Source organism: Litchfieldella xinjiangensis, from assembly GCF_000759345.1.
Classification (GTDB): domain Bacteria; phylum Pseudomonadota; class Gammaproteobacteria; order Pseudomonadales; family Halomonadaceae; genus Litchfieldella_A; species Litchfieldella_A xinjiangensis.
Map to the genome: position 1 here is coordinate 262591 of NZ_JPZL01000002.1, position 22844 is coordinate 285434.

At 59.4% G+C, this 22844-nt stretch carries 21 protein-coding genes; 8 read left to right on the forward strand and 13 right to left on the reverse strand.

Annotated elements, in window-relative coordinates; genetic code table 11:
- Positions 1-76 precede the first annotated feature (76 nt).
- The 9 genes from JH15_RS08725 to JH15_RS08755 all read right to left on the reverse strand — a co-directional run bounded on the left by JH15_RS08725 (position 77) and on the right by JH15_RS08755 (position 9675).
- Positions 77-751 (reverse strand): recombinase family protein, encoded by a 675-nt coding sequence (locus tag JH15_RS08725; protein ID WP_043529472.1) that lies wholly within the window; start codon positions 749-751, stop codon positions 77-79.
- Between the two features lie 79 nt (positions 752-830).
- Entirely contained in the window at positions 831-1280 is a 450-nt protein-coding gene (locus tag JH15_RS08730; RefSeq protein WP_043529474.1) for a DUF2787 family protein, read from the reverse strand.
- A 137-nt stretch (positions 1281-1417) separates the two neighbouring features.
- On the reverse strand, positions 1418-2239 hold the full coding sequence (locus tag JH15_RS17495; protein ID WP_052383988.1) for a hypothetical protein: 822 nt from the start codon (positions 2237-2239) through the stop codon (positions 1418-1420).
- A gap of 145 nt (positions 2240-2384) precedes the next feature.
- Complete coding sequence (locus JH15_RS08740; RefSeq protein WP_052383989.1) at positions 2385-2693, reverse strand: YkvA family protein; 309 nt, start codon at positions 2691-2693, stop codon at positions 2385-2387.
- Positions 2686-3048 carry a hypothetical protein gene (locus tag JH15_RS08745; RefSeq protein WP_043529476.1) on the reverse strand — a complete coding sequence of 121 codons (363 nt, stop codon included), beginning with the start codon at positions 3046-3048 and terminating at the stop codon, positions 2686-2688. The genes JH15_RS08740 and JH15_RS08745 overlap by 8 nt, the downstream gene beginning before the upstream one ends.
- 113 nt (positions 3049-3161) lie before the next feature.
- A complete protein-coding gene (locus JH15_RS18070) occupies positions 3162-3695 on the reverse strand; it encodes a hypothetical protein (RefSeq protein WP_156105286.1) in 534 nt (177 codons plus the stop codon).
- An 83-nt stretch (positions 3696-3778) separates the two neighbouring features.
- The gene (locus JH15_RS17775; protein ID WP_197053296.1) at positions 3779-5038 is read right to left on the reverse strand and encodes an AAA family ATPase; all 1260 of its coding nucleotides are present in this window, start codon (positions 5036-5038) and stop codon (positions 3779-3781) included.
- Between the two features lie 265 nt (positions 5039-5303).
- The gene (locus JH15_RS08750) at positions 5304-6548 is read right to left on the reverse strand and encodes a ribonucleotide-diphosphate reductase subunit beta (protein ID WP_043529478.1); all 1245 of its coding nucleotides are present in this window, start codon (positions 6546-6548) and stop codon (positions 5304-5306) included.
- Between the two features lie 181 nt (positions 6549-6729).
- The gene (locus tag JH15_RS08755) at positions 6730-9675 is read right to left on the reverse strand and encodes a ribonucleoside-diphosphate reductase subunit alpha (RefSeq protein WP_043529480.1); all 2946 of its coding nucleotides are present in this window, start codon (positions 9673-9675) and stop codon (positions 6730-6732) included.
- Positions 9676-10166: 491 nt separating this feature from the next.
- Between JH15_RS08755 and JH15_RS08760 the strand changes: the two genes are divergently transcribed.
- Together JH15_RS08760 and JH15_RS08765 are read left to right on the forward strand one after the other, a co-directional pair.
- Positions 10167-10883 carry a winged helix-turn-helix domain-containing protein gene (locus JH15_RS08760; protein ID WP_081949009.1) on the forward strand — a complete coding sequence of 239 codons (717 nt, stop codon included), beginning with the start codon at positions 10167-10169 and terminating at the stop codon, positions 10881-10883.
- Positions 10883-12529 (forward strand): ATP-binding protein, encoded by a 1647-nt coding sequence (locus JH15_RS08765; protein WP_043529484.1) that lies wholly within the window; start codon positions 10883-10885, stop codon positions 12527-12529. Before JH15_RS08760 ends, JH15_RS08765 begins: the two co-directional genes overlap by 1 nt.
- A 31-nt stretch (positions 12530-12560) precedes the next feature.
- Here the strand turns inward: JH15_RS08765 and JH15_RS08770 are convergent, their stop codons facing one another.
- Positions 12561-13487 (reverse strand): LysR family transcriptional regulator, encoded by a 927-nt coding sequence (locus JH15_RS08770; RefSeq protein ID WP_043529486.1) that lies wholly within the window; start codon positions 13485-13487, stop codon positions 12561-12563.
- 322 nt (positions 13488-13809) lie between these two features.
- Between JH15_RS08770 and JH15_RS08775 the strand changes: the two genes are divergently transcribed.
- A complete protein-coding gene (locus tag JH15_RS08775; RefSeq protein WP_043529488.1) occupies positions 13810-14601 on the forward strand; it encodes an MliC family protein in 792 nt (263 codons plus the stop codon).
- Here the strand turns inward: JH15_RS08775 and JH15_RS08780 are convergent.
- Entirely contained in the window at positions 14583-15692 is a 1110-nt protein-coding gene (locus JH15_RS08780; protein WP_052383990.1) for a metal-dependent hydrolase, read from the reverse strand. The genes JH15_RS08775 and JH15_RS08780 overlap by 19 nt on opposite strands.
- Before the next feature lie 167 nt (positions 15693-15859).
- Between JH15_RS08780 and JH15_RS08785 the strand changes: the two genes are divergently transcribed.
- From JH15_RS08785 to JH15_RS08795, 3 genes are read left to right on the forward strand one after another with little or no spacing between them, the layout of a single operon-like run.
- A complete protein-coding gene (locus JH15_RS08785; RefSeq protein WP_043529490.1) occupies positions 15860-16330 on the forward strand; it encodes a DUF411 domain-containing protein in 471 nt (156 codons plus the stop codon).
- 26 nt (positions 16331-16356) lie between these two features.
- Positions 16357-16797 (forward strand): lactoylglutathione lyase, encoded by a 441-nt coding sequence (gene gloA / locus JH15_RS08790; protein ID WP_043529492.1) that lies wholly within the window; start codon positions 16357-16359, stop codon positions 16795-16797.
- A gap of 10 nt (positions 16798-16807) precedes the next feature.
- Complete coding sequence (locus tag JH15_RS08795; protein ID WP_043529493.1) at positions 16808-17503, forward strand: uracil-DNA glycosylase family protein; 696 nt, start codon at positions 16808-16810, stop codon at positions 17501-17503.
- 3 nt (positions 17504-17506) lie between these two features.
- On the opposite strand, the gene JH15_RS08800 is transcribed toward JH15_RS08795, so the two are convergent.
- The gene (locus JH15_RS08800) at positions 17507-17911 is read right to left on the reverse strand and encodes a DoxX family protein (protein ID WP_043529495.1); all 405 of its coding nucleotides are present in this window, start codon (positions 17909-17911) and stop codon (positions 17507-17509) included.
- 178 nt (positions 17912-18089) lie between these two features.
- Here JH15_RS08800 and JH15_RS17500 point away from each other — a divergent pair, with 178 nt between their 5' ends.
- Together JH15_RS17500 and JH15_RS08810 are read left to right on the forward strand one after the other, a co-directional pair.
- Positions 18090-19202: a GGDEF domain-containing protein gene (locus tag JH15_RS17500; RefSeq protein WP_052383991.1), complete on the forward strand. Its 1113-nt coding sequence runs from the start codon at positions 18090-18092 to the stop codon at positions 19200-19202.
- 67 nt (positions 19203-19269) lie between these two features.
- Positions 19270-19752, forward strand: coding sequence for an META domain-containing protein (locus JH15_RS08810; protein WP_231566408.1), 483 nt, complete (start codon positions 19270-19272; stop codon positions 19750-19752).
- Between the two features lie 90 nt (positions 19753-19842).
- Here the strand turns inward: JH15_RS08810 and JH15_RS08815 are convergent, their stop codons facing one another.
- Positions 19843-22692, reverse strand: coding sequence for a valine--tRNA ligase (locus JH15_RS08815; RefSeq protein WP_043529499.1), 2850 nt, complete (start codon positions 22690-22692; stop codon positions 19843-19845).
- Positions 22693-22844: the final 152 nt, after the last annotated feature.

Genomic DNA, 22844 nt, shown 5'->3' on the forward strand with positions numbered 1-22844 from the left:
GCGTGGACCGTTGTGAGTGGTTTCGATGTCTTTGTAGTAGGTTAGGTTAGAGATGGTGAGTAGCGAAGAAGGCAGTCTAACGATGGAGACGGCTAATAGTAGCGCTAGTGAAGGGCTTGTCACGGTAAGTGGTCAGGCCGCGTTGATTCAGGGCGTCAGCGATAGCCGCTCCGGTTGTGATGCCCTCATGCTCCTGTATATGGTCTATCACCCGTAGGATGCGCTCCCGCCATAGTGCCTGAGCCTGGGTACGCCGCTGATTAGCGGCTTCGGTGTTGTCATTACGAACCGCATCCAATTTAGGGTTACCCAGCGTCTTCCCCTGGGCCTTGGCGACCTGCAGAGCCAACCAGGTCCGCTGCGAGATCATCCGGGCTTCGTGCTGGGCCATCGCGGCGAGAATATGGATGGTCAGTTGGTCCACCTCGGGCAGGTCGCAGAGCGTGAAGCGGATACCGCGTTTCTGAAGCCCGGTAATGAAGTGCAGGTCACGGCTCAGCCGGTCCAGCTTGGCAACCCGCAGAATGGCATTGGCCAGTTCGGCATAGTCACCCGCCTTATGGAACTCGGGACGCTCCTCCTTCTTGCCCGACTCGACTTCATAGAACTCGGCGACAATCTCGCCACCGTACTGCTGTTGATAGGTCCTGACGGCTTCCTTCTGGGCTTCCAGGCCAAGGCCCGAACGGGACTGCTTCTGCGTGCTGACCCGGTAGTACGCCACATAGCGCAAGGGCTTGATGTGAGTCATCGTTCTTATCCTGAGGGCTGTTGGATTGGTGGGAATACTGAGTAGGGCGGGATAGCGGTGATGACATGCGAGGTATCGCTCAGAACTCCCACGTCACCGTGACCCGGAAGACCCCAGTGCGGTGGTATTCGAGAAAGTTGGCTTCGACCTGCTGATACAACCCAGTCATGCGGGATAGCGCGATGGGTGGGCAGTAACGCACCTCGCAGAGATTGGCGGTAAAATCGAAGTCGATCTCCTTGGCCAGTTCCCGATCCCAGCCCATGCCGACATAACTGAAGTCGGTCAGGTACTCGATGGTATAGGTCTGACCTTCCAACTTGCCCAGACGTATCTCGACCGGGTGAAAGCCACCGGCGTCAGGATCGTAATGCGGGTCGTTGAAGTTGAGTGTTATGGCGTAGAGCGGCTCCAGGCGGATAGGTCTAGCAGACTTGCGTCGGGCAAACTCCACTTCCTGCTGTAGCATTGCGATCAGTCTCTCGGAGATGGCTACAGCAATGTTGCGCGTGGTAATGCTTAGGGGCATGGCAGGACTCCTTCCTTCAGCAGCGCATACAAAAACGGCATAGCCCCCCGAAGGGAGCTATGCCGAAATTGCATTTCGCTAAACGAACCTTTTGGGTGATGAAAAACGCACCTATTACAGGGCGTTAGCCGATCAGATCAGGGTTTAGGGCTGGCCTTGGTGGATGGCTCGGAAGGTGCCGGGTCAGCGCTACTGGCATCCATGTCGGCCTCAGGGGCCACATCTGATGAGGTTTCTTTCATCGCTTCCGGAGCGGCAGCGGTATCCATTTCTGCTTCACTGGTAGCGGCCTGGGCATCCGTATCCTCGACCTTCGCTTGCTGCTTGTGGGCCTCCCGCCGTCGAGCTTGCTCAGCCAATCGGGCCTGCTTGCGCGCTTCCTTGCGAGCGTGCTCCTCAGCCACGTCTTCATGCAGATCCATCCCGTCATTTCTAAGCTGCTCAATCTGTTGGCTAAAAGGACTACGATCCTCGATCGCATAGAGGAGTAGTGGCTGTTGCTCATCGGCTTCCACGATGCCTTCCGCTTTCAGAACGGCACCGAGAAAGCCATGATTGTTGGCTCCCCGACGTTCGAAGAGTAATGTGAAGACAATCGCCTTGAATGACTGATCGTGCTGTTCAGCCAGTTTGGCCTCAATGGCTTCCAGAGCGATCCACTCCTGGCTGAAGTAACCACTGGACTGGTTGGCGGTGATGCGTAAGAACACATGCTGGTCAGCTTCTCGGTAACCGAGATGATAGGTCAGTTCGCCGGAGGCTCTGGGGCTCAGCTTCTGGCAGGTGGCCTTCTTGAGGATACGGATCGTAGAAACTGGAGCAGCCGTATTAGGGGAGCTATCCGTGTCGGGCAGGGGAGTCGGGTTGCTCGTCGCGGAGCTTTGCGCATTATGCGTCTTGTGGCTCTCTGAGGCTGGCGGGGTCTTCTGACGCCGAGTCCGTGTATTCATGAATTTCATTCCTAATATCGTTAGGCATGGCAATAGGGCCCTACCGATCCCGAAAACCGGGACCAGTTAAGGCGAAAAGGAAATTAGTAAGGAGGTAGGAACAACCGGCCAGAATGTGGCTGTTGAGGTGTGTTCGAAAAGGGTGAAGAGTACCTCAGCCTCGAGCAGTCTCACGCATCTCGGGAGTGACGTAGGCATCCACGGCTTTGAGCAATCCTGTAATCACCGCTAGATCATCCAAGAAACCACCAGGTATGAAATCCGGCACCGCGTCGATCGGGCAGATCAAATAGCCCAATGCGGCAACTACGCTGGCCTTAAGCGCAATGGGAACAAGGGGGTCTTGAAGAACATACCAGAGCAGCTTGGCTCGGTAGCGCAATTCCCGATACCCACTAGGCAGGGAATAGAGCTTCTTCCAAAATTGCTGATCAGTAAAGTTGTCAGTGTATGACTTAGCCACAGGCTTCGCTCCTTATCGCTTGCAGTGAGGGGTGTGGAAAAGTGTTGTTGAAGATCAGGTAGGTGCCACCACCATCTCCGTTTGTGATAAACAGGCAGAAGCAATGCTCTAGGGGAGCCTGCAGTACCATTTCCGGTGGTAGCTCAAGCAAGGTATCTAGCGTTGTCTGGCACTCTGCCGATGTATCCTCGGACTCGATGCGGTAGAGCTGTGTTTCGGTTTCATGCCAGAAATTACAGGCGCGGCCAACGCTTCCTTCAAACGGAAGGTCTATGAGTTGTTCAGTCAGGAAATGGTGAAGTGGAGGAGGTAGGTCGAGGTCATTCAACCGGGATGGGCAGGTTAGGTGATGCATAAGTATATTCCTATGTCAGAAAGTGCATAGGAATAATATATATTTAAAAGGCGGGTTTGCTACACATAGGAATGTGCTAAATTTAAACATGTGTTGGCAGAGAATAAGTCTCCTCAGCTTTCAATGCGTAGACAATGTTCTAGTTTGTTTGTGATATTCTCGAATTTGTTTAAGGCACTTTCTACATAAAGGTGAGCTTCTTGGGTAGCAGGAAGAGGGTTTTCGTTTGCACTCCAAGTGCCGCGTATTTTTAGGTCAGTATAGTCAAATATTACAGAGCTTTCTTTTTTAGATAAGGTGGAGGTAAACGAGATCTCATAGTTTAGCCTCGAGCCTAAAGTCCTTGGGACAGTAAACGAAACTTGATCACGCCCTTGCGCGGTAACTTTCGTATTGGCCGGGTTGAATACTGGCGAACCAGATAACCCTGGGATATTCTGTGCGATGCAGAAATCAAGAGACTCTGAGGAAGGGGTAAGACCTGATCTGTTAAGCGTGACTGAATCTACTTGATATCCTCCAGCATGGTTAGCAGATATCGAGACGCCCTCAGGCACTGGAGAATAGGGTTGGGTAGCCATGCTTGAACAGCCAGACATGCCTACAACTACTCCTAGGATTGCAGCAATGATAGCAGGATTTCTCATCTTTTATTCCCTGTCTGCGCATGTTTTAGATGTAATGGTAATTTACTATATAGAGATAAGTATGTAAACCAACTTGCAATAATTTATCCTAACGCTGTTATTCGGAGGCTTGCCCTTTCTGAATCTAAAGCCATTTTTATAAAGCAAGGCATTCTGGGGTCAGTGAACTGAAAGACACCTCGGGCTGGACGGCACAAAATTGTTTTTCCTTCCCCCTTTGTAAGTGTTCCTAGACGTCTACTTAATAGTTTAGGGTCAACACTTACGTTGAGGGTGTCTTCAAGCTTATTTTTTAACTCGGATATTCTGAAATCTGGAGTCCTGCAATAAGCTGCTCCTAGAAGAAGGAGTCTATATTCTTGGGGCTTGGCTAAATATCTTAATGTCGTGTCAAAAAGTCGCCTAAGAGCACCTTCAGACTCTTCAACGGATGCCTCAAGTGCCGAAGCTAAGCTTTTTTCATTTATATGCCTGTTGCGAGAAACAAGAGAATTTTCGGCGCATTTTAGGCAAATCAAATGAGTGAAATGAGGAAAGCCTGCGCTAATGTTGATAATTTTTTCGACAACGGCATCATTAGGGATGATGTCTAGCCTTTTCATACCGTTTAGAATCATTTTACGCAGGGCGCTGTCGCTCATTCTTTTTAACGAGACTTCCTTGAGGCACCTTTCCACAGAAGGATGACCAGCAGTGAGCTCTTCTCCCGTTTTTGCAATACCTACTACTATTATTTTGAATTTAGATTTTGAATCGCTAAGTAGCTTTATTACTTCGGCAAGCTTCTTTTTGTCATCTTCTTTGCTTATGGCGTCTGTTTCATCTATTAAAAATATCCCTTTAAGATGACTTATTTGATTAGCAACCCAAGAAGGTGAGTCTGGTCTATAGTTTAATTTTGTTTTCTTCGTGGTGCTCCTGTCTGACCTTACCCCGGCGTTGGCAAAAAAAGTTGTAATGCCAGCATTGCCACCTGAGTGATGTGTGGAGCTCTGCTCTTGTAATGAGAGATCAATGCCCGTCTCAAGCAGGGGGTCTTCAAATATTGAGGCGAAGCTGTCCCCTGAGTCGCAGCGCTTCTCGAAGAAGTGGCCGCCTTGTAATTGTTGCAGTATCGCTTTGCAAGTGGTCATTGCTAGCGAGGTTTTCCCAACACCTCTATCGCCATAAAGGAGAATGTGCTGGCCTGGAGAATTGATAACGCTTACTAATCTCGCAGCTTCCTCCTCTCTGCCAAAAAAGTGATCAACCTCGTCAATTGGAGTGTGTGGGGTAAATATCTCTCTCACGCCACTTCGTAGGATGATGGCTTCACGATCAAGCCCAAAGGTGCCATTACCCAACGCATTTCTCCTTAAAATGAAAATTAATTGGGGCAACGCATGGTGAGAGCAGCCCCACTAAGGGGGCTGCAGTTACGGTTACTTGCTATTTTTTTCTTTTTCTTTCCTTATAGTACCTATTTTTTTATCGGAGCGAGTATCCCTTCCATCAGGATTCCGTACTGTTCCTGGTGGGAGCCCACGGGTCTTCTCAAAGTTTCCTACAGTGCAATCACTACGTACTTTTCGTACCATTTTTCTTTTCCTTTTCGTTTTTCCAACACTTTTAATCCCAGCTCAGCGCACCGCCGACCTGGTATTCGGTGACGCGCGTCTCGAAGAAGTTCTTCTCCTTGCGCAGGTCAATGATTTCGCTCATCCACGGGAAGGGGTTCTGCGCGCCGGGGAACTGTTCCTTCAAGCCGATCTGTGCCAGGCGACGGTTGCAGATGAAGTGCAGGTACTCCTCCATGATCGCGGCATTCATGCCCAGCACGCCGCGCGGCATGGTATCGCGGGCATAGGCGATCTCGAGTTCGGTGCCCTCGATGATCATCTGGGTCACTTCGTCCTGGAATTCGGCGGTCCACAGATGGGGATTCTCGATCTTGATCTGGTTGATCATGTCGATGCCGAAGTTCAGGTGCATGGATTCGTCGCGCAGGATGTACTGGAACTGCTCGGCGACGCCGGTCATCTTGTTGCGCCGGCCCATGGACAGGATCTGGCTGAAGCCACAGTAAAAGAAGATGCCTTCGGTGACGCAGTAGAAGGCCACCAGGTTGCGCAGCAGTTCCTGGTCGGTCTCCGGGGTGCCGGTATTGAAGTCCGGGCGTGCCAGCGACTGGGTGTGCTTGAGGCTCCAGGCGGACTTGGCGGCCACCGAGGGGACCTCGCGGTACATGTTGAAGACTTCGCCTTCGTCCATGCCCAGCGACTCCACGCAATACTGGTAGGCATGGGTGTGGATCGCCTCCTCGAAGGCCTGGCGCAGCAGGTACTGGCGGCACTCGGGGTTGGTGATCAGGCGATACAGCGCCAGCACCAGGTTGTTGGCAACCAGGGAGTCGGCAGTGGAAAAGTAGCCCAGCGAGCGTTCGACGATACGGCGCTCATCGGCGGTCAGGCCGTCCTGGCTCTTCCACAGCGCGATATCGGCGTTCATGTTCACTTCCTGGGGCATCCAGTGGTTGGCACTGCCGTCCAGGTACTTCTGCCACGCCCACTCATACTTGAACGGCACCAGCTGGTTCAAGTCGGCGCGGGCATTGATCATCTTCTTGTCGTCGACTTCGATGCGCGCCGCGCCCATCTCGAGTTCCTCGAGACCGGCCGCCACGTCGAGCTCTTCCAACGACTTGCGGGCGCGCGCCAGGCGGTCGCTCTCTACCGGCTGGTAATCGCTATCGCGATGCGCGGTACTCGGCGCATCGTCCGCCGGCGCTGCCGCCTTGGACGGCTGCGGTTGTGTCTTGGGCTTGGCCTCGGCGGTGGGGGCGTCGTCTTCGTGGAATTCGTCCCAGTTCAACATGGGCATCACCTCTGTGACTAAGATTTTGAGCGCATTGCTCGAATCTAGCTATGCGTTTTGAAACTGCGCGAGCGATGGCCAGGCAAGGCGGACATTGTTGAGGAAGCGGAACTTACTGAGGTAAATGAGCATTCCGAACAATGTCCAACACAGCCTGGCCGAGGACAGCCAGTTTCTACGATTACTGGCAGGCCTCGCAGCCCAGGTCATCGATCTCACCGGCACTCGGCGCACGTGATCCGCTGCCCCCCTTGCCGGTCAGGAAGTCTTCGATGCCGCGCGGTTCGCCGGCCTGCGCAGTCGGCGCGTCATACCCGGCGGCAGGCTCTCTGACACCGGCCCCCGAAACGCTGGACGGCTGGGCCGACGGCGCGCTGCCATTGCCCACGGCGTTCAGCGTGCCGCGCTCGACCGTAGACTTCTCAACCGAGGTGGCCCCTAGGGCGCGCAGGTAATACGTGGTCTTCAGCCCGCGGAACCACGCCATGCGATACGTCACGTCGAGTTTCTTGCCCGAGACCCCCTTGATATAAAGGTTCAGCGACTGGGCCTGGTCGATCCACTTCTGGCGACGCGAGGCGGCTTCGACCAGCCACTTGGGTTCGACTTCGAAGGCGCTGGCGTACTTGGCCTTGAGATCGTCCGGCACGCGGTCGATGGGCTGCACGCTGCCGTCGTAGTACTTGAGGTCGTTGATCATCACCTCGTCCCACAGCCCGCGTTCCTTGAGGTCGTTGACCATGTAGGCATTGACCACGGTGAACTCGCCGGAGAGGTTCGATTTCACGTAGAGGTTCTGGTAGGTCGGCTCGATCGATTGCGACACGCCGCAAATGTTGGAGATCGTCGCGGTAGGCGCGATCGCCATCACATTGGAGTTGCGCATGCCCTGAGCCTTGACCTTGTCGCGGATGCGATCCCAGTCCTGGGTAGTCGAGGTGTCGACCTCGATATATTTCTCGCCGCGCTCGGCCTTGAGCTTCTCGATGGAATCGATGGGCAGGATACCCTGGCTCCACAGCGAGCCTTCGTAGCTGCGGTATTGACCACGCTCGGCGGCGAGATCGGAGGAGGCTTCGATGGCGTGATAGCTGACCAGCTCCATGGAACGGTCGGCGAAGGTCACTGCGTCCTCGGAGGCGTAGGCGATGCCCTGGGCATAGAGTGCATCCTGGAAACCCATGATCCCCAGCCCCACAGGGCGGTGCTTGAGGTTGGAGTTCCTGGCCTGGCCAACGGCGTAGTAATTGATGTCGATGACGTTATCGAGCATGCGCACCGCGGTACGCACGGTCTTCTTCAGCTTGTCGCCGTCGAGCTCACCGTCGACCACGTGCGCCGCCAGATTGACCGACCCCAGGTTGCACACTGCGATCTCATCGACGCTGGTGTTCAGGGTGATCTCGGTGCACAGGTTGGAGGAGTGCACCACGCCGGCATGCTGCTGCGGGCTGCGCAGGTTGCACGGATCCTTGAAGGTGATCCATGGGTGGCCGGTCTCGAACAGCATCGAGAGCATCTTGCGCCACAGGTCCTTGGCCTTGACGCGCTTGAACAGCTTGAGCTGCCCGTTGCGGGTCATCGCCTCATACTCCTGGTAGCGCTTCTCGAAGGCAGCGCCATACAGGTCGTGCAGGTCGGGGCAGGTCGAAGGCGAGAACAGCGTCCAATCCTGATCGTCGAAGACGCGCTTCATGAACAGGTCCGGCACCCAGTTGGCGGTGTTCATGTCGTGGGTACGACGACGGTCGTCACCGGTGTTCTTGCGCAGCTCCAGGAACTCCTCGACATCCAGGTGCCAGGTTTCCAGGTAGGCGCAGACCGCCCCCTTGCGCTTGCCGCCCTGGTTGACGGCGACGGCAGTGTCGTTGACCACCTTGAGGAACGGCACCACACCCTGGCTCTTGCCATTGGTGCCCTTGATGTAGGAGCCCAGGGCACGCACCGGTGTCCAGTCGTTGCCCAGGCCGCCGGCCCACTTGGAGAGCATGGCGTTGTCACGGATCGCGCCGTAGATACTTTCCAGGTCGTCGGGAACGGTGGTCAGGTAACAGCTGGAGAGCTGGCTGCGGATGGTGCCGGCGTTGAACAGTGTCGGCGTAGAGGCCATGTAGTCGAAGCTCGAGAGCAGCTCGTAGAATTCGATGGCACGCGCTTCGCGGTCGTCTTCGTTGAGCGCCAGCCCCATGGCGACGCGCATGAACATGACCTGGGGCAATTCGTAACGTACATCGTCGCGATGAATGAAGTAGCGGTCGTAAAGAGTCTGCAGGCCGAGATAGGTGAACTGGTTGTCGCGGGTGTGATCCAGCGCATCGCCCAGCCGCTCCAAGTCGAATTCGGCGAGTTTCGGATCGAGCTGTTCGAACTCGATGCCCCGGGCGACGTACGCCTTGAAAGCCGGCTTGTAGAGTTCGGCCATGTCGCCGAAGGTGGCCTCGTCGGCGACCTCGAGAAAGCTCAGCGCTTCACGGCGCAGGTTGTCCTGCAGCAGGCGTGCCGTGACATAGGTGTAGTTGGGATCCTTCTCGACCAGGGTACGCGCAGTCATGGTCAATGCGGTGGCTACGCCATCCACCGAGACGCCATCGTAGAGATTCTTCAGCGAGTCGTTGACGATCTTCTGGGCATCGACGTTGGCCAACCCTTCGCAGGCCTCGAAGACCAGAGTCTCGACCCGACCCAGGTCGAGCGGACGGGTCGTGCCGTCGGCCAGCGTGACGTTGAGGGTGGGGTGGGGCTTCTGGATATCATCCCCTGCAGCGGCCCGGGCGCGGGCGTGTTCCTCACGGTACAGCACGTAGGCGCGGGCAATCTTCTGCTCGCCGGCCCGCATCAACGCCAGTTCGACCTGGTCCTGGATATCTTCGATGTGCAGGGTGCCGCCATCGGGCATGCGGCGCAGGAAAGCCTCGCAGATGGCATCGCACGAATGGGTGACGAAGTCGCGAATGCGCGAGGAGGCGGCGGCATTGTCGCCTTCCACGGCAATGAAGGCCTTGGTCATGGCGACAGCGATCTTGCTGGCGTCGAAGGCGACCACGTCGCCATTGCGCTTGATGACTCGCAACTGTTGAGGGGCGGTCACGTTCACTGAGGGGCTACCCGGGGTGAGAGTGGTATCCATGCGCCGTACGTTCCTACGAAAGTGGGTGTTGTGTGCAAGCCGATGGCGGTGCCGGTTCTGGACATTGGCCGATACCGGGCGGAAACTGTGCATAGCCGTTCGGACGCACCGGTTGACTAGGTCCGTTATGCTTGTTAGGGATACAGTATCTAGTAGGGCCTCTGGCTACCGGCACAAGATAGAGTGCCCGAGGGCGTCCGGCAAGGGCATAACTTGTGGATATCTTGTGTCTCTTCTGGGGGTTTCTTGCCTCGCATATAGAGGCATGTAAAAGCGGCGAAAAGACAACGAAACGCCAGGGATCGGCGGTGAACGAGAAATCCGTAGCAGAAATTCAGGTATCCTTGGTTATCATTCGCTAACATTAACGGAACATCGCCGAGCAATACTCGTTTATGCCTCGTCGCCCCATGCGCGGGCATTCACGAGACAGGAAGCTCTAAACTGATGTGACCCGCACGCGGGTTACCGGAATGGATATCAACGGGATGATGGAAGCAAGCTTGGACAGCAACGAACTAGATCATGTATTGATCATCGAGGACGACGATCGCCTGGCCAGCCTGACGCGTGACTACCTGGAAGCCAATGGCTTCAAGGTCACCGTCGAGGCCGATGGCGCGCGCGGTGTCGAGCGTATCGTGGATCTCCAGCCCGATCTGGTGATTCTCGACCTGATGCTGCCTGGTGAAGATGGCCTTTCGATCTGCCGTCGTGCACGCCCCGATTATGCGGGTCCGATACTGATGCTGACCGCCCGCACCGATGACATGGATCAGGTGCTCGGGCTGGAAATGGGCGCCGACGACTACGTGCCCAAGCCGGTGCAGCCGCGGGTGCTGCTGGCACGCATGCGTGCCCTGATGCGGCGCAGCGAGGCCAGCGAGAGCGCCGGTGGCGAGGTGCGGTTGACGTTCAACAACCTCGAGATCGACAGTGCCACGCGTGAAGCCTGGCTGGAAGGCGAGCGAATCGACCTGACCAGCGCCGAGTTCGACCTGTTGTGGCTGTTGGCCAGCCATGCGGGACGCGTACTGACCCGCGAGGAGATATTCTCTCAATTGCGGGGCATCAAGTATGACGGCCAGGATCGTTCCATCGATGTACGCGTGTCGCGTATTCGTCCCAAGATTGGTGACGACCCGAACCAGCCCCATCGAATCAAGACGGTGCGCAGCAAGGGATACCTGTTCGTCAAGGACGGTTGATGGCAGTTCCGCGCTCTCTAGCCCGTCCCCTGGCTGATAGCACATTCCTGCGGGTCTATGTCCTGCTGGCGCTGGCGTTGGTTCTCACCTTCGGCCTGGCGCTGGCCGGCTTTGCCATGATCGATCAGGTGCGCCGTGAGCATTACCGCGAGCAGCTGGCCGAAGCTCCCATGGCGCTACTGGTCAGTCAGTTGGCCGAACAGCCCCCCTATCTGCGCGACGCGTGGCTCAGCCAACGTGGCGAGATGCTCGATATCAGCTTGCGTCTCTACGAACGTGATTCCCTGCCTCTCAATTACTTCCAGCGTTCCCGCCTCGATGCCGGTCGAGTCCTGATTCAGCCGACCGGGGAACATGGCTGGCGTTTGCAGCGTCTGCTGCCCGGCGAGCCGCGGGTGCTCGAAGCCGTACTGACCAGCCTGAGCGAGCGCCAGCTGCGGGGCTTGGCCAATGGGCTTGGCCAGTGGTTGGAGCGCGCCGATCCCGAGGAGCGCGACGACCGGCTGGACTTGCTGTCCAAAACGGCCTTGGGCGTGACCCTCACCGAGGAGCTTCCCAGCGGACTGGATGCGGGGCAGCGCGAGCGCCTGGCCAACGGTGAAGTGATCATTCGCATGCTGCCCGAACGCTGGGCGCTGTCGCTCTATCTCCAGCTCGACGATCTCAACGGGGCCGCGCAGTGGATTCAGGTCGGCCCGATCGAGGCCTTCGAGCCCATGCCGCTATCCTTGTCGCTATTGATGCTGGTGGTCATGTTGCTGGTCCTGGCAGGCACCATCTATCTCATCGTTCGTGGCGTCGAGGCGCGCATGGCCCGTCTTGAACTGGCGGCCACACGTATCGCCGGAGGCCACCTCGATACCCGTGTCAAGGTGGAAAGCGGTGATTTCCTGGGCCGGCTGGGGATGGCCTTCAATGGCATGGCGACCCAGGTGCAGTCATTGCTGCGCGCCCAGCAGGAGATGATTCGCGCGGTATCCCACGAGTTACGCACACCCGTGGCCAGGATTCGCTTCGCAGTGCAGATGGTCGAGGACATGACCGACCAGGAGCCAGTGCGCCGGCAGTTGTCAGGCATCGATAGCGATATCGAGGAACTCGATCAGTTGATCGACGAGATATTGACCTATGCCAAACTGGGCGGCGATCAAGTGCATGGCATGGTGCTTGAAACCGAAATGGTCGAATGCCGGGCGATGGCCGCTCGGGTAGTCGAAGCGCTCGCCCCGCTGCATGGGCATCTGGAGATTGCCATCGCGCCGGGAGATGACGTCGAAGTCCTGGCCGAGCCCCGCTACCTGCAGCGCGCCCTACAAAACCTGGTAGCCAATGCTTGCCGACACGCGGAATCCAACGTGCTGATTCGCCTGCGCGGAGAGGCCCAGGCGGTTCGCCTGGATGTCGAAGACGATGGCCCCGGGGTACCGGAAAGCGATCGCATGGAGATATTCAAACCCTTCGCTCGCCTCGACAATAGCCGAACCCGGCGTTCGGGGGGCTATGGCCTGGGGCTGTCGATCGTGCAGAAGATCATGGCCTGGCACGGTGGCAGTGTCATGGTCGACGACAGTCCCAGCCTGGGTGGGGCACGCTTCTCGATGTTGCTCCCCCGTCAATCGCGAGCGCGGTCGGTCATCCCCCGATAGAGCATCTCTCTACGAACTTCGCCCCGGGTGCCTAGAGCGCTTCCTGGGCGGGTTTCACCCCGTTCAGTACCGCAAAAGACGTGTCCCGGGCGGTACGCAGGAAGTCCACCATCCATGGCTGATCGCGGCTCTCTTCCCGAATTGCCGCGAGCAGGGTATTCCATGTGCCATGCTCGCCAAGCGCCACGCCTCGCACGTAATCCCGCTCGAGATATTCGGTCAGTGCCCAGTTGGGGAGCGCACACACGCCGCGCCCACTGGCGACGAGCTGCATCATCATCACGGTGAGTTCGGCAGTGCGCACCTCGCGCGGGGCGATACCCGCGGGGGCGAGGAAGCGGCTGAAGATATCCAGGCGCGAATGTTCAACGGGGTAGGTGATGAGTGTCTCTTCGCTCAGGGCTTCGGGAGCGACCCAGGCACACTCGGCGAGGCGGTGCTGCTTGGCGACCGCCAACAGGTTCTGATAGCGAAATAGGGGTTCGTAATGCACGCCGGGCAACGGTTGGGGGTCGGCAGTGATTACCAGGTCGAGCTGTTCGCGTGCCAGGGCGGGCAAGGGATCGAAATTATGCCCACTGGGTATGTCGACCTCGATTTCGGGCCAATGATCGCGAAAGCGGTCGATGGTCGGCATCAACCACTGGAAGCAGCTATGACACTCGATGGCCATGTGCAGCCGGCCGTGCTCGGTGCCGGCCAGGCGTGCCAGGTCGCGTTCGGCCATGCGTACCTGAGGCAATACCTGTTCGGCCAACGCGAGCAGGCGCTGCCCGGCCCGCGTGAACTCCACGGGACGGGTCTTGCGCAGGAACAGCGGATTGCCGAGTCGCTCTTCCAGATCCTTGATCTGGTGCGAAAGGGCCGACTGGGTCAGGTGCACGCGTTCCGCAGCCTCGACCAGCGAGCCGGCATCCCTCAGGGCGATCAGGGTACGAAGGTGACGAAGCTCGAGCATGGATGAGTACTTCTCAAGTTTAGTTTTAATTAATTTAGTTTGTTTCACTTTCCCGGGCCAGCGAGACTGACCGGCATCTGGCAATGCCATGCCAAGTCTACCGACTCATCAGGAAAGGCCAACGAGACCGGGCCGGCGGACGTGGAGCCGGCCCTGGTCAGCGTGTCCGAGGCGGCGCCTATCTTGTGTAGCCAACTGGGCCGGCCTGGCTAGGGTTCGGTACCCTTGAGGCAAACGCAGGCAGCGAGGCAAACGTCTCGCTGCCTGTTATGCTTGCGCCTTTTTCACCACCGACTTCATCACTGGTAACCAAGGAGCCAGAATGTCGCTCTCTGCCGTTCATCGTAGGTATGCAGTGTCGCTGATGCTGGGAATGGGACTCGTCCTGGGCGGCTGTGCGACGTCCCAACCGACAGGCGTCGGACCCGAGGTCAGCGACCGCCCCTCGGCCCCGGCTACTTCTGACGCGTCGCCTCGGGGCGAGGAGCCTTCAAAGACCGTCGTATCCACCGCACCGCTATTGCCCTCGCTGTTCTTTGCCGGCGGCACCGAGCCTTTCGTCTCCTGGCGCTGCACGCCCGCCCAGGACCTGGTGTCCGTCTATGCCGACAATGAGCTTCGCTTGTGGTCGCGGCAGGGCGCCTATCGGCTCGAGCCGGCCGTCGTTGCCAGCGGCTCGCGTTACGTGAAGGACGACCTGGAATTCTGGAGCCAGGGGGATACGGCACAGGTGGAGAGCGACAAGGGACGACTGACCTGCGAGCGCGACATGGCACGTTCACCGATTCCGCGTAGCGATCGTCCCGGCGCCATGTTTCATGGGCGCGGCAACGAGCCTGGCTGGGTCGTCAATCTGGCTCACGATACCCCCGACCTGACGCTGACGCTGGACTACGGCAAACGGGAGCTGGCCTTGCCCTATCGGGTAACGACCATGGACAACCAGGCAGGGCGCGTGGTGCTCGAGAGTGGGCGTGCCGACCATCCGTTCCGGCTCGAACTCGAGGCCCGGGCCTGTTTCGACAGCATGAGCGGCTCTCCCTATCCGGTACGCGTCGTACTGGAAATCGACGGCGAAACATACCGGGGCTGCGGTCAAGGCATCGCGCCCTGATGGCTGCTGCTCGGCGACTGGGCGGGGCAGCCGTCTGACGAAGACAGTCGCCAGCGAGGCTCGACGAAGTCACCAATGCACAACCCGGCGGCCGGGTTCACCAACCGTTGCCAGAGACGCATCAGCGCGGCTCGGCTGTCGCCGTCTTCCGGCTCGACCTGGTGAGTCTTGATCGGTTGCCAGTCGCCCTGGTCATCAGCGTGTGCCAGGGCGAAGGTAAACGGGTGAAACCCGGGGAACCCTAGCCGCAGGTCGGTGGCGGTCAGCGTCTCGACCCCCTCGAGCGGTACCACCGCATAGCGCAGGAAAGGCCCTGCGAACCACGCCAGCCTTGTCCCTTTATCAAGCGCCAGGGCGTGTGGCTCGAACTCGCTGCCCCGAGTGAAGGATTCCAGACGTGGCGACTGCGAGCCGTCGAACAGGCCCACCCAGGTTTCATGCTGTGTGTCCCCATCGACGATACTCACGCGCCAGAGAAGAATATTGAACGGGGTTGGCTGGATCAGTCGGGGCGCCTCGCTCAGGCCATGTTCGGCCAGCACCGGCGCGATGCGCGATTCGACCACGCCCTTGACGCCCAGCGAAGCGATCAGATACAGGCACGACAGCGAAAGCGCCCAGGCCGGGGCATGCCAGCTTCGCCCTGTGACGAGGGCGATCAGGATGCCGACAACCAGCAGCGCGCTGTAGATGGGATCGATGATGAATACCAGCGGCCAGGCACTGGGACGGATATCGAGCGGCCAGAATAGTTGCGTGCCATAGGTGGTCACGGCATCGAGTAGCGGATGGGTGATCAAGCAGGCCATGAACAGTGACCACCAATGGCGAAAGGCGATGGGCTGGCCACGTGCGAAGCGCGAACATAGCCATGCCAGCAGCGTGCCGAGTCCGGTGAGTACAAAAAGCGAGTGGCTAAAGCCGCGGTGACGCGTGTAGTTGGCCACGGCATCGCCATAGTCGAGCGCCACATCGAGATCGGGCAGGGTGCCTAGCACGGCGCCGATAACCACGGCCTTGCGGCCCAGGCGGCGCCCCATCAACGTGCCACCGATGGCGGCCCCCAGCGCGGCCTGGGTCAACGAATCCATGATCGGCTTTCTCCTTGGTCACGCTGGCAGTGGGCAGCCTGTACTGTCACCATGAGCTGATGTTTACTATGTCCCGTGACTGACATGTTCCATGTTCACTATGGCCCGGTGACACGGTGGTGTAGCGTGTACCGGGGCGTAGCCTTATCGGTAACCGAGTATCCATCATGACTGAATTCTCGCTCAATTCCTTCTCACTCTGGCGACGCGCCCTGGCGACAGCCGCATTGGGGCTGATGTCGACCGCGGCCTGGGCGGCACCTTTGGTCGAAGTCTGGAAAGATCCCCACTGTGGCTGCTGTACCGAATGGGCCAGGCATCTCGAAGCCCAGGGATTCGACGTCGAACTCCACCCCACGCACGATATGGGGGCGGTCAAGGCCGAGCATGGCGTGCCCCGCGATATGGCCTCGTGTCATACCGCGACAGTGGAAGGCTACGTGATCGAAGGCCACGTGCCGGCCAGCGACATCCAGCGTCTGCTGGAAGACACCCCCGATGTGGCCGGCTTGGCCGTTCCGGGCATGCCGCATGGTTCGCCGGGGATGGAGACCGGTCGCCAGGACGATTACGCGGTGATGAGTTGGCAGCGTGACGCCGGCAGCTCCGACGTCTTCCAAGGGTACATTCACGACTAACCCCCTCACGGCTAAGGACGGCAAGCATGCAATTCCTACATACCATGGTGCGGGTCAGCGACCTCGATGCGTCGCTGCATTTCTACTGCGACCTGCTGGGCCTGAAGGAAGTACGCCGCAAGGAGAACGACAAGGGGCGCTTCACCCTGATCTTCCTGGCTGCCCCGGACGACGAGGCACGCTCGCAGGAACTCAAGGCGCCGGAGCTCGAGCTCACCTACAACTGGGATCCCGAGACCTATACCGGCGGACGCAACTTCGGTCACCTGGCCTACCGGGTCGATGACATCTATTCGCTCTGCCAGCATCTGCAGGACAATGGCGTGACCATCAATCGCCCGCCCCGCGACGGCCACATGGCGTTCGTGCGTAGCCCCGATGGCATCTCCGTGGAGCTGCTGCAGAAAGGCGATCCCCTGCCGTCCCAGGAGCCCTGGGCCTCGATGGAAAACACCGGCAGCTGGTAACGGGCGGGGCATGATGACTCTCGACGCGTCTCTACATAACGCCTTTCGCCATGAGGCCGAGGCGACACAGGGCATCGATACGGCCAGCTACGCCGAGTTCGAAAGGGACCCGCTCGAGCCGATCATTGGCCTTGGCCCTCGCGACGCCCCGGTGGGCTTTTTCGGCCGTGACCCGGGCAAGCAGGAGGTGCGCTGGGCCGAGCCATTCATCGGCAGTGGCGGGCAGAAGGTGCGCCAGGGGCTCTATCGCACCATGTACGGCGAACCGATGCCCGACTTCGATGCGTCGCGCGAGGTGGGCCGCCATGTGTTCTGGGCCAATACCGTCCCCTACAAGCCGATTGGCAACAAGGCCTGGTCGATGGCGGTCAAGAAACGCTTCCAGCCGTTGGTGGCCGAGATGCTGATGACGCATTGGCAGGGGCGCGAGCTGATCACGCTGGGCCGCGAGGCTTTCCTGTGGTTCGGCATCCACCAATCGCGCGACGTCCGCCAGGCACTCGAAGCCTTTTGGCAGAGAGACGACCGGTTCGAAGCTTGCCACACCACTACGCTGTGCCTGGAAGATGGCCGCGAAGCGACCTTCGAGCTGGCGCCGCTGCCGCATCCTTCGCCGCTCAATCAGGCCTGGTTCAAACGTTTTCCCGAGCTGCTCCAGGCGCGTCTCGAACAGCTCGGGGTCGCCCGATGCCTGGCCAGGGCGTAGGCATCAATCCGGTCGGTAGGCCATGCGACCGCTACCCAGGAATACGATGGCTAGCGACCCGAACAGAAACAGCCCCTGCAGTTCCAGGGCCCAGCCGCCGTTGTTGTTGAGGCCGACGAGTTGGTGGCTATGCATGAGGAACAGGGCGACTACCATATTGCATGCCATCAACAAACCTCCCAGCCTCGCTTGCCAGCCCACAATGGCCATCAGCGGAGCGATCACTTCTCCAATCAGCACGCCGTAGGCAAGAAAGGTGGGCATCCCCTGGTTGGCCAATTGATTGCCGATCCAGTTCAGGCTATCGGGATTGAGAAGCTTGGCGACCCCGTGCAACAGCAAAAGCCCTCCCACCGACAGGCGAAGAATCAATTTACCCAGGGCATCGTTCTGGAGGGCTTGCAACATCGAGTTCGACTCCTAAGAATTGAGCGCTTGGACGAAATTACGTAGGCAAGCGCTGAAGTTACCCGAATATCGGCCGATAACCTAGCAAAGCGACATATCAGACCGACCAGCCGGTCGTCGATGGCCGGCCAGCCCATGACGCCAGGGAACAGGGCCATGGCATGAGCGAGAACCGTGAATGTTGCACCGCATCCTCCAGCGCAGCTGGTTGAGACTGCTGCGCCCGCCAGCCGAGCTGGCCGTGGAGCGACAGCGCACTTATCAGATCTTCATGCAGACGTATCTGTTTGCCAGCCTGGCGCATCTCGCGTTCGTGCCCGTCCTGATCTGGCTGGATAACCTCATCCTGCAACTTGGCAACCTGGCGTGCATCGCTTTCAATCTGGTGGCCATCTCGCTGCATCGCCATTGCCATTTTGCCCTGGCGCTACTGATCAAGGTGTCCGCCATTCTGGCGCTGATCACCGTGGGCGGCATGCTGATGGGCGAGCATACCGGCTTCGAGTACTACTTCTTCATCGTCCTCTTCGAGATATTGATCAGCGAAATGCGCCGCCGCTTCAAGCTGATGCTGGTCATGGGGTTATTGTTTCTTTCGCTGTTATCGGTCAATTGGCTGTACGGCATGTGGGGGGAGTGGCCCTATGGGCCGATCTCGTTGCGCATGGTGCATTCATTGAACCTGGTCAGCGCGGGGTTGCTCTTCGCCTACATGCTTCTGCAGTTGCATTTCATCACCGAGCGCACCGAACTTCGCTTTCGCATCGACGCCAGCCATGATTCGCTGACTGGGCTACTCAATCGGCGCGCCATTTTCGAGCGTGGGGAAGCGTACTGGAAGAAGGGCAGCGTGTTCTGCCTGTTGATCGTCGATGCGGACCATTTCAAGGCGGTCAACGACACCCACGGCCATAGTGCCGGTGATCAGGTACTACGCCACCTGGCCAGACTGTTGAGCCGGGCCCTGCGCGACGGCGATCTTGTCGGCCGGGTCGGCGGCGAGGAGTTCCTGCTGATTCTGCCCGAGACCTCATTGCTGGAAGCGCGGGTGGTTGCCGAGCGGTTGCGTCACCGTCTCGCCGAGCGTCCCTGTCGCCTGGATGATGTCTCCCTTCCCATCACGTTGTCGATGGGCCTGGCCCAGGCGACAGAAGCGTCTTCCCTGCGGGAATTGGTGGAACTGGCCGATCGACGCCTGTACATGGCCAAGGCCTCGGGGCGTGATAGGTTGGTCATGGAAGGAGGCGACGAGCCGTGGGAGGATCCTCACTTAAGTGCCGCTGCGCGTTGAGCGCTGGCTTACGCTCGCCGGATACGGCACTCTGTCGCGCATCGGCCAGGCAAGTAGAGGAGATACCATGGGAAGGCACGCCATGCATGCCATGAAGAGAATGGGAATCGTGCTGAGCCTCGTGGGGCTCGTTTTGACCGGGTGCGCCGGTTCGCCCACGCCGGAAACGACGCGACAGGACGTGCCCGCACAGGCGGCGGGGTCCGGCTCGCCTGTCGTCGGGCCACGCTGGCGGTTGATTCTGTTCGGTACCGATGAACGTTGGTCGGGAAGCGAGCCCGCATGGTTCGAGGTCACGCCAGGCAACGGCGCCTGGCGCCTGACCGGCAGCGACGGTTGCAACCGGTTCAATGGCGATGTGAGCTTCGATGACGGCAATCGTATCCGTATCGACAATGTCTCCTCGACACGCCGGGCTTGCAGCGGTGCCGATCAGGCCGAGCAGGTCACGGCGATGCTCGAGCAGGCCTATCGTTATCTGATCGACCATAATCGGCTGGTATTCTTCGGTCGCGACAGTCGCGTACTGGGCGGATTCCAGCGTAGCTGACACGCTCGCCACGAGGCGGCATGGCACAAACGACACGGGCGGCCTTGAGGCCGCCCGTGTCGCGTTCGACGTGCTCTAGTTGCCGATCATTTACAGAGCGGCGATCTTGTCACGCTGGTCGACGAGTACCTGCCGGGCGTTACGGAAATCGGCCAGCTTGCCGCGTTCCTTGTCAACGACGGCCTCAGGCGCCTTGGCAACGAAGCTCTCGTTGGCCAGTTTCTTCTCGATTCCGTCGATCAACTTGTCCTGCTTTTCGATCTCCTTGGCGAGGCGAGCCAGCTCGGCGCCCTTGTCGATCAGGTCGGCCATGGGCACCAGCACTTCCACATCGCCGACCAGCTGCGTGGCCGAGAGCGGGGCCTGGGCCGGATCGTCGAGCCAGGTCACGCGCTCGAGTTTGGCCAGCTTGGCCAGGAAGCGTCGATTGGCCGTCAGGCGCTCGCGGTCCGACTCCGTGCCTTTGGTCAGCAACACCTCGAGGAGCTTGCCGGGGGCGATATTCATCTCGGCGCGGATATTGCGCACCGCCACGATCACGCCCTTTAGCCATTCGATGTCCCGCGTGGCCTGTTCGTCGACCTTGGCCTCCTCAGGCTGCGGCCAGGGCTGGACCATGATCGATGCCGAGTCCCCGGCGGCCGCCTTGCCGGCCAGCGGGGCAACACGCTGCCAGATTTCCTCGGAGATGAACGGCATCATGGGGTGCGCCAGGCGCAGGATCGCTTCGAGCACGCGCACCAGTGTGCGCCGGGTGCCACGCTTGGCCGAGGCAGGCGCCTCGTCGTCCCACAGGACGGGCTTGGAGAGTTCGAGGTACCAGTCGCAGTATTCGTTCCACACGAAGTCGTACAGGGCCTGGGAGGCATGGTCGAAGCGGAACTCCTCCATCGCCTTGGTCATCTGCGCCTCGGTCTGCTGCAGCCGCGAGACGATCCAGCGATCGGCCAACGACAGCTCTACCTCGCCGCCATCGATACCGCAATCCTGGTCTTCGGCGTTCATCAGCACGTAGCGCGAGGCATTCCACAACTTGTTGCAGAAGTTGCGGTAGCCTTCGAGACGGCCCATGTCGAACTTGATGTCGCGTCCGGTGGTGGCCTGGGAGAGGAAGGTGAAGCGCAGCGCGTCGGTACCGTGGGGCTCGATGCCCTCGGGGAACTCGTCACGTGTGGCCTTGGCGATCGCCTTGGCCTTCTGCGGCTGCATCATGTTGCCGGTACGCTTTTCGAGCAGGGTGTCGAGCTGTATCCCATCGATCAGGTCGATGGGGTCGAGCACGTTGCCCTTGGACTTGGACATCTTCTGGCCCTGGCCATCGCGCACCAGACCATGCACGTAGACCGTCTTGAACGGCACCTCGTCCATGAACTTGAGGGTCAGCATGATCATCCGCGCGACCCAGAAGAAAATGATGTCGAAGCCGGTGACCAGCACGCTCGAGGGGTGGAAGGTGTCGAGTTCGGGGGTCTTCTCGGGCCAGCCCAGGGTGCCGAACGTCCATAGACCCGAGCTGAACCAGGTGTCGAGGACGTCTTCGTCCTGGGTCAGGGCCACGTCCGCGGCGAGACCGTGCTTCTCGCGTGCCTCGGCCTCGGTGCGGGCCACATACACGTTGCCTTCGGCGTCGTACCAGGCAGGAATACGATGGCCCCACCACAACTGGCGAGAAATGCACCAGTCCTGCAGGTCGCGCATCCAAGAGAAGTACATGTTCTCGTAGTTCTTGGGCACGAACTGAATGTCGCCATTCTCCACCGCTTCGATGGCAGGCTTGGCAAGACTCTCCACAGCGACGAACCACTGGTCGGTGAGTAGCGGCTCGATGACATCGCCACTGCGGTCGCCGTAGGGCAGGGTGTTATTGACCGTTTCGATCTGCTCGAGCAGCCCGGCGGCGTCCATGTCGGCGACGATTCGCCTGCGCGCTTCGAAGCGGTCGAGCCCGGCGTAGGCGTCGGGCAGGCGGGGATCGACCTCCGGCAGCGGACGGCCCTGGATGTCGAAGGCCTCCGCCTGAGGCAGGATCGCGGCATCCTTGGTAAAGACGTTGATCAGCGGTAGCCCCTGGCGCTTTCCGACCTCGTAGTCGTTGAAGTCGTGGGCCGGGGTGATCTTCACGCAGCCCGAGCCTTTCTCCATGTCGGCGTGCTCATCGGCAACGATGGGAATCCGACGGCCGACCAGGGGCAGCTCGATGAACTTGCCGACCAGCGAGGCATAGCGCGGGTCGTCGGGATTGACCGCGACGCCGGTGTCGCCAAGCAACGTCTCGGGGCGGGTGGTGGCGACGACGAGATACTCCTTGCCTTCGTCGGTGGTGACGCCATCCGCCAGCGGGTAACGGAAGTGCCAGAACTGGCCCTGCTGATCGCGATTCTCGACCTCGAGATCGGAGATCGCGGTGTGCAGCGTCGGATCCCAGTTGACCAGGCGCTTGCCGCGGTAGATCAGGTCCTCTTCATAGAGGCGCACGAAGACTTCCTGTACTGCCTTGTAGAAGCCATCGTCCATGGTGAAGCGTTCGCGGGACCAGTCGACGCTGGCCCCCATGCGGCGCAACTGCCGTGTGATATGACCGCCGGACTCGGCCTTCCATTCCCAGACCTTGTCGATGAACGCCTCACGGCCGAGATCGTGACGGCTCTTGCCCTCTTCGGCGGCGACCTTGCGCTCGACCAGCATTTGCGTGGCGATACCGGCATGGTCGGTACCTACCTGCCACAGGGTGTTGTTGCCCTGCATGCGGCGCCAGCGGATCAGCGTATCCATAATGGTGTCCTGGAACGCATGGCCCATGTGCAGGCTGCCGGTGACGTTGGGCGGCGGAATCATGATCGAGTAGGGCGCGCCCTCGCCTGAGGGGGCGAAGCGGCCATCGGACTCCCAGCGCTCGTACCAGCGGGATTCGATCTGCTCGGGTTGGTAGGTCTTGTCCATGGGCGTTCCGGGTCCAGAAATGATCGCCGCCGGGTGAGGCACCGGACGGCGGGTATTCGCGAAGAGGGTTCGAAAAATGGGCTCGATTATAGCCCGATGAGGCACGTGGCGTCAGCCAGGAGCGGTACGATAGGGATTCACATGGGCGCCAG